General features: G+C 47.2%; 7 protein-coding genes and 3 pseudogenes. All 10 read right to left on the minus strand.

What is annotated here, in order from left to right:
* Nucleotides 1-839, minus strand: an 839-nt coding sequence (locus OB236_RS05270; protein ID WP_262683083.1) for a hypothetical protein, incomplete at its 3' end; no start/stop codon positions are given.
* Nucleotides 840-961: 122 nt separating this feature from the next.
* Nucleotides 962-2,541 (minus strand): annotated as a pseudogene (gene tnpC, locus OB236_RS05275) (IS66 family transposase).
* Nucleotides 2,542-2,587: 46 nt separating this feature from the next.
* Nucleotides 2,588-2,941: an IS66 family insertion sequence element accessory protein TnpB gene (gene tnpB / locus OB236_RS05280; RefSeq protein ID WP_262683084.1), complete on the minus strand. Its 354-nt coding sequence runs from the start codon at nucleotides 2,939-2,941 to the stop codon at nucleotides 2,588-2,590.
* Entirely contained in the window at nucleotides 2,935-3,264 is a 330-nt protein-coding gene (gene tnpA / locus OB236_RS05285; RefSeq protein WP_262683085.1) for an IS66 family insertion sequence element accessory protein TnpA, read from the minus strand. Before tnpA (OB236_RS05285) ends, tnpB (OB236_RS05280) begins: the two co-directional genes overlap by 7 nt.
* 71 nt (nucleotides 3,265-3,335) lie before the next feature.
* Nucleotides 3,336-3,500, minus strand: a pseudogene (locus tag OB236_RS05290) (site-specific integrase); the annotation flags it as partial.
* A 551-nt stretch (nucleotides 3,501-4,051) separates the two neighbouring features.
* A complete protein-coding gene (locus tag OB236_RS05295) occupies nucleotides 4,052-4,465 on the minus strand; it encodes a hypothetical protein (RefSeq protein ID WP_262683086.1) in 414 nt (137 codons plus the stop codon).
* Between the two features lie 5 nt (nucleotides 4,466-4,470).
* Nucleotides 4,471-4,608: a hypothetical protein gene (locus OB236_RS05300; protein ID WP_262683087.1), complete on the minus strand. Its 138-nt coding sequence runs from the start codon at nucleotides 4,606-4,608 to the stop codon at nucleotides 4,471-4,473.
* A 117-nt stretch (nucleotides 4,609-4,725) separates the two neighbouring features.
* Nucleotides 4,726-6,307, minus strand: a pseudogene (tnpC, locus tag OB236_RS05305) (IS66 family transposase).
* 69 nt (nucleotides 6,308-6,376) lie between these two features.
* Nucleotides 6,377-6,733 (minus strand): IS66 family insertion sequence element accessory protein TnpB, encoded by a 357-nt coding sequence (tnpB, locus tag OB236_RS39975; RefSeq protein ID WP_408638413.1) that lies wholly within the window; start codon nucleotides 6,731-6,733, stop codon nucleotides 6,377-6,379.
* Nucleotides 6,727-7,053, minus strand: a complete 327-nt coding sequence (gene tnpA / locus OB236_RS05310) for an IS66 family insertion sequence element accessory protein TnpA (protein ID WP_262683088.1) — start codon at nucleotides 7,051-7,053, stop codon at nucleotides 6,727-6,729. The genes tnpB (OB236_RS39975) and tnpA (OB236_RS05310) overlap by 7 nt, the downstream gene beginning before the upstream one ends.
* Nucleotides 7,054-7,385: the final 332 nt, after the last annotated feature.

Raw genomic sequence — 7,385 nt, forward strand, 5'->3', positions numbered from 1 at the left:
CCACTTAGGTTTGTGTCCCAGAACTGATAATACTGAAATGCATCTCCGTCCGGGTCATAGGCCGTAAACAGACTTGAAGCGGCTATACTTTCTCCCATTTTCACAGTTCTTGCTATTGGTGTTATTACAGGCAAATGATTTGAAACAGTAGTTACCGTAACTGTTGCATAAGAATAAGTACTTCCACTGTCAAACACCCAGATACCTATCGTTTCACTTCCGTTACTGCTTCCACCTACATACCTTACATTTTCCAGTTCTGCTGCTGGTACTTGATAATATCCCTCTGCATTTCCTGCTGCTCCTAATCGGTTTGTTGTTCCGTTAATAAATTCAAAATGGCCTCCACCACTTAGGTTTGTGTCCCAGAACTGATAATACTGAAATGCATCTCCGTCCGGGTCACAGGCCGTAAACAGACTTGAAGCCGCTATACTTTTTCCTGTGTTTACTGTTCTTGCTATTGGTGTTATTACAGGCAAATGATTCCCACTTGAAAAAGTTCGTGACAATATACGTTTGGATATCATATTTCCATTATTGTCATATTGATAAGATACTCCATTACCACTAGTGAAAGCGATATTGTTTAATCTTCCAATTGAGTCATAAATATAACAGCCGTTCACCCTATTCAGTGTTGTCGTTGGATCTGACGGATTCGTTGAATAATCGGATGTTTGAGAATTAGTTATTGAATTTGGAACAATAGAATGATAAAAGGGACTTTCCAATGGTTCTAGCAATGGTGACGCTGCAATACCCCCAAACGGTATTAATGATAATAAAACTGTACTAACTGCTAGAGTTAAAGCTCTCTTTCTCCATTTCCAATGCATCGATTTACCCCTTTCGACATTTGTGATAATACTTACTACTACATCTTAGTTAAGTCCCTCTGTGAGCGTCAATTAGACCCCGCCTAGCGTTCAGAATGGGGCCGGTATATGATAAACATAGATTAATTCAAGCGGCAAAAGTCCGGAGGCAACGGCGACCATGGCATAAACGACGCCAAGGTTTGGGGCACCTTCAAATCGGCAAGCTGTGGAAATTGCTCGAACAAGTACGTGAGATAATGAAACGGGTGCAGTCCATTTTCCTTGGCCGTCTCGATCACACTGTAAATGGCTGCGCTGGCTTTGGCTCCCCGCGGTGTGTTCGCAAACAGCCAGTTTTTACGCCCGATCACAAATGGCTTGATCGATCGCTCACCCCGATTGTTGTCGATCTCCAGTTCCCCGTCCTTCATAAAGGCCGTCAGCTTCTCCCACTGGTTCAAGCTGTAGCCGATCGCCTGGCCCAGGGTGCTCTTGGGCATCGTCCGGGATTTCTGCTGCCGTAGCCAGGTCGAGTAGACATCCAGCACCGCTTGGCTCTGCTCCTTGCGTACGGCCAGCCGTTCTTCGGGCGTAGCTTCTTTCAGCTCCCGTTCGATGGCAAATAGCTGGTTGCAATAGGCCAGACCTTGCGCCGCTACGCTGTGCGGATTGGCTCGGGCTTCTGGGGCTGCCTTCAGCGCTTCATCATATTTGCGCCGTGCATGCGTCCAGCACCCCACGAGTGTCACATCCTTGACCTTGTGGTAGCCCGCATAGCCATCCACATGCAAGTAACCTTTGAAACCGGCCAGGAAATCTCGCGGATGCTCACCGCCCCGGGTACGCTGGTAGTCATAGACCACGACAGGCGCTGCGCCCCGGCTCGTCCGATACAGCCACATGTACGAATCCGACTGTGCGGCTTTGCCTGGCTCCTTCAGTACCTGCAGCGTGGTTTCGTCCGCATGCAGCGCTGCCTGTTTCAGCAAGTGTCGCCTCATCTCATCTACAACTGGCAACAACCACTGCTCCGCGCCGTAGATCATCCAATTCGCCATGGTCTGCCTGGACAGCGGATAACCCAAACGCATCCAATCCTGTTCCTGGCGGTACAGCGGCTGGCTGTTTATGTATTTTTGGCACATCACATGCGCCATCGCGATGGGGACGCCAGACTTCCAGGATAGACAGGCCGTGGCATCGGCGTTGTGACGATGGGCGTTTGCAGCTCATGACGCTCACAGTGGCGGCAAGCATAGACCTGACGCACATGCTCAACCACCTTGACCTGCGGCGGCACGACCGCGATTTCACGACGGGTTTCCGTGGTCATTTCATGCAGCGGTCTGCCACAGCACTCGCAACTCTGCTCATCTTCAGCAAGCGTATACCTCACGGTTTCTACCGATAGCTTCGAGAGATCCGCCTTGCGCTTGCCGCTCGTTTTGCGGCGCTCATAGGTGATCTGTTCCTTTTCCAGCTCTGGCGTAGCGGTCACTTCCGCTTCGTTAAATAGATTCAGCTTCAGTTGATCCAGATGTGTCTTCTCGCTGGAAGCGCCGAAGCGCTTCTGCTGGGCAAGCCGAAACTGTTCTTCATACCAGGTGAGTTTGGCCGACAGTTCCACCAGTTCACGAGCTTGCTTCGTATGTTGTTGTTCCAACTGGGCATTTTGCTGTTGGAGTTGTTCCAAGGTAAGGGATTCCGTTTCTATATTCATAAAACAAGATTCGACAACGACAGCCTAAATTCCTGCTGACTGAGGATTAGATAGCTACTTCGGGCGAGACCTTTACATGCGCGTGACGTTGCGTAAGGGAGAGACCGTCCAGCAGCCAGCACAGTTCCCGCTGGGTCAGGCAAAGCGGGGTACTGCCGCCAGCGGGCCACTGAAACGAGCCGCGCTCCAGCCTGCGGTAGTACAGCCAGAAGCCGGCATGATCCCAATGCAGGATTTTGAGCTTATCTCGCCTGCGGTTGCAAAACACGAAGAGGGCCGAGGAAAACGGGTCGAGGGCAAATTGTTCTTGCACGACCGCCGCAAGCCCATCGATAGATTTGCGCATGTCCGTTGAGCCACAGGCCAGATAGACAGGGGAGCCCGAGGTGAAACTCAGCATAGCGGGGTAAGAGCGGCAACCACATCGCGAAGCAGGCCGGGCTCAAAGCCGGGCCGAACGTCGATCCGTGCAACACCAACTTGAATCTGAAGCGATTCGGTTGTTGGGCTTTGGCGAGCAACCTCAACCGGACGGAAGGTGGTGGCAGAGCCTGCCTGAGTTTGTTTTTGGTCCTTGTACAGCCAGTACTTTAACTGATGGACGGTCAACTCCTGTTCGGCACACCAAGCTTTCATCGTCTGACCGCTGGTCTGGTAGGCGGTAATGCGTTTTGTCCATACCTCTTGCAAATTCGTATCCATGGGGAGTCCACCCTTTCGCATTACGTGATGGATTCATTGTGACCGATTTGAACAGCTATGGACAGGTGGGTTTGGTTTGACGCTTACTGCGTCTTATCCTTCACATCACATACACGTAACGGTAGAAGATCAGAAATACGTAAGCCGCTATTAATGCCAAGTGTGAATAGAAATTCGTCACGAAGGGATTGGTGACGGAGAAGGTCTTTTATTTCCTCAATCTTGTCTTTTTGCCGAATTGGCTGGACTGTGTTCATATGCGTTTAGTTCTCCCATCCCATACAATATGTGTCATTAGCTGGGACTGTAACATTCACTATGTTGCATTGTCCAGTAGAAATTTTCGATGAATCGGCTAAAACGTTGACTGTGTAAGCTTTCATGAATTTTCATGATGCAACAAAAGAGAGATTGTGTGGTCTGGGTTATGGTGAATCGACGAATCATTGAGCATACAAGTGATCCAGTACATGATTGAATCTATTATCCACATACCCAGGGGTGCTTTTAACCAAATCGCTACTCACTTTTTCCGCTGATGGCATATGCACATCAAACCAGCGACATTATCATGAATTTCATAGGGTTAAGCCTTATAACAACGCCTGACGAACAGATAAGACCGTCTGCCCTCACTTGATCATTGTGGTTAGGCTGATTAGCAGCCAAGCCTTCAAAGCGGCAGACGTGTCCTGAAATGAATCACACATGTGGAGCGATTATTCGTGTTGTTTTTAGCGTGGTAGAGGGGAAAGGATAAAAAAAATCCCCAGAGAATTGTTGGCTCTGCTTGGGGAAATTGTCAACTTTATCTTGTTTTCCAATTACCATCTAAATTACATTCTAATAAAGACATTTCAGAAAAATTATAAAAGTTTCCGTAAGAATCATCTACCACGCTGTATTTGAATGAGGAAAGAATCTCAAAACAGATGTTAAATGCCAACTCTTCGCTTCCTTGTTTGTTACCAACATCAATAGCAATAGATGTATTGGGAATAATGTTATATTTGTTTTTCAGAAACGAAAGTTCATCTGAGTCGTATTCATCTTTGTTATCACCTCTGTAATACAACCAAACAACTGCCTCATTTTTCATGAATAACACTTGTTTATACCCACTACTTAGTTCTTGAATTTCTTTTCCCTTGAATAGCACCCATTCAAAAAACTCGTCTTGTGAAACTACTTCATTTGTAATAAATTGCATTGTTTTAGACATAGCACCTAGTCCTTTTTTTCTACAATCTTTTTCAAATCTTCAAGTTTTCGTATAACTTTTACTCCTGCGTCTTCAATACCCTTTACTTTTGTTTCATTTAAGTTAGGAGCATAAAGTATTACCTGTTTACCTTCTGGGTTCATTTCACTTCCAAAATACTTTGCAAACTCAGAACCAGTTTTCGAAGACTTTCCAGCTGTTACTTCGTAAGCGTCAAACAGCCCCCACCTTGTCTTTCAAGTTGAGGGCTGTGCTATGTTTTATTCAGATTTAAACACGCGACAAGTCATAGGTAGCGATGGCGACCACGACAGCAAGCTATCCAACGCTTCTGGATCTTTCGGATCAGGAAGTTGTGGTAGCTGCTCAAACAGGTAGATCAAGTACTTAAAGGGATTCAGCCTGTTCTCTTTCGCTGTCTCGATCACGCTGTAAATCGTGCTGCTTGCCTTTGCGCCGCGAGGCGTATTTGCAAATAGCCAGTTTTTCCGGCCGATGACAAATGGCTTAAATGCACGTTCACTGCGGTTGTTGTCAATCTCAAGACGCTCGTCTTTCAGGAACGCCGTCAACTTATCCCATTGGTTCAGACTGTAAGTAATCGCTTGTCCAAGTGCGCTCTTCGGTAACGTGCGAGATCGCTGCTGACGCAGCCATGCCAAATAAGCATTCAAAATGGGGAGACTACGCTCCTATTCGAATGGTATAACGTTCTTCTGTTGTCGCATCCTTTAGCTCTCGCTCAATAGCAAATAGCTGATTACAGAACTGAAGTCCTTGGTGAGCAAGTGTTTCGGGCTTGTCTGAAGGAGGCAATGCCTTCAGCGCTTCATCGAATTTTCTACGTGCATGTGCCCAACATCCGATGAGCGTTACATCCATCACTTTGTGGTAACCAGCGTAACCGTCTACGTGAAGGTAGCCTGCAAATCCCGTCAGAAAGTTCCGAGGATTCTCGCCACCGCGTGTTGGACGGTAGTCGTACAAAACAATTGGCGGACCCATTCGGCCTGTTCGGTACAACCATAGATACGACTGTGCCTCTGCAGACTTGCCCGGTTCACGCAGCACCTGAAGTGTCGTTTCATCCGCATGCAAGATGTCTTGGCTAAGCAGATGCTCGTGCATACGATTCGTAAGAATTGAAAGCCATTGGTCTGCGCCGTAGATCATCCAGTTTGCCAACGTCTGCCGAGAGATCGACTGACCAAGGCGCGCAAACTGTTGCTCTTGTCGGTACAGCGGCTGACTGTCCACATATTTCTGACTCATGACATAAGCGATGATGGAGGCAGAAGCGAGACTTCCCGGATAAACAGGCTTTGGCATCGGCGCCGTTACGATAGGCGTGCGAATTTCTTCACGTTCACAATGCCTGCAGGCATATACGTGCCGGACATGCCTCACGATTTTCACTTCTGCGGGAATAATTGTGATTTCATTTCGCGTCTCCGTACTCATTTCATGAAGTACACCGCCGCAACATGTACAAATTTGCTCTGCTTCTGGCAGCGTATAGCTAATTGTTTCCACAGGAAAGTGATCCAGCTTAGCTTCACGACTGCCGACAGACTTCTTGCGACTGTAGGTTACGGTCTCGACATCTGGCTCCTCGGAGGAAGGCGCGCAAAGGACTTCGGCTTCATTGAATAAGTCCATCGCGATTTGATCTGAATCCGTTTTTTCGCTTGAGGCACCGAAGCGTTTTTGCTTGGCAAGCCGAAACTGTTCTTCGTACCAGCTAATCTTGGCCGTCAGCTCGGCATTTTGCTGTTCAAGCTTAGCCGTTTTCTGTTCGAGTTCTTGTATGGTAAGGTTGGTATTTGCCGTTTGATTTTCCATATGCTACTACTTCAACAAGCCATGCCCGATTCTTGCAAGAATTTGTGAACAACCTTTGAAAATTAAGCTTTAAATGACGCGCTGGTCTGTAACTTGCGGATGTGCTTTCTTTTGTTCCAACGACAAACCGTCAAGAAGCCAACGCAGTTCGCGAGGCGTGATTGCCATCGGCGTAACCCTCGGTTCCACGGGCCATTGAAATGTACCACGCTCCAACCGACGATAGAATAGCCAAAGCCCGTTGTGTTCCCAAAATAGCATTTTCAGCTTATCCCTCTGGTGATTACAGAATACGAAAAGGCTGCTGGAGAAGGGATCGAGTTCAAATCGAGCTTGCACAAGTGCAGCTAAGCCGTCGATAGATTTCCGTAGATCGGTGCTGCCGCAGGCTAAATACACGCGGTCGATATTAGCCAGCATTAACATGACAAATCTAGTGCTTTAACGATTTCACGGAGTAAATTAGGATTGAAACCAGCTTGAACCTCAATTCCGACATGTCCAACACGAACCGTGAGGGAAGATGAAGATGAGATAAACTCTTCGGAAGGGCTATGGATGGCAAGAGGTACCCATTTAGAAGGTGAGGAAGTAGAGGAAGAAGGCTCATTCATTTTCCGAAGCCAGTATTTTAATTGGTGAATGGTTCGGCCATGAGCCTGGCACCAAGCGGACATGGTCAGACCACTGGATTTAAAATCTGTGATTCTAGCCATCCATTCTTGCAAGCGTTGCTGTTTGTCCATGAGATAACCACCTTGAATTAGGATAGATTCATTTTCTCATGGACTCTGGAGATATGTAATGTGGGGAGTATTTGACGCTTACTTTGAAAGTACCCGCACCACCGAAGAAAACGATGTTGCCGCTCTCGCCCACCATCTGCTTTAATTCATTAACATTCATATCCCCCTTTTTTGATTCTGTAACTAAGAGTCGCAAACTTAGATGAGTTGTACACAGTATCGGTATCAAGATCGCTCGTCTATACTTGTACTATTTCGATAGATACTACCTTTGAGAAAGGATTTTCGTTCGGATAGCCCAGTGCATTATTTACTAGACGACAACCCTCGAT

The organism is Paenibacillus baimaensis (assembly GCF_025567575.1).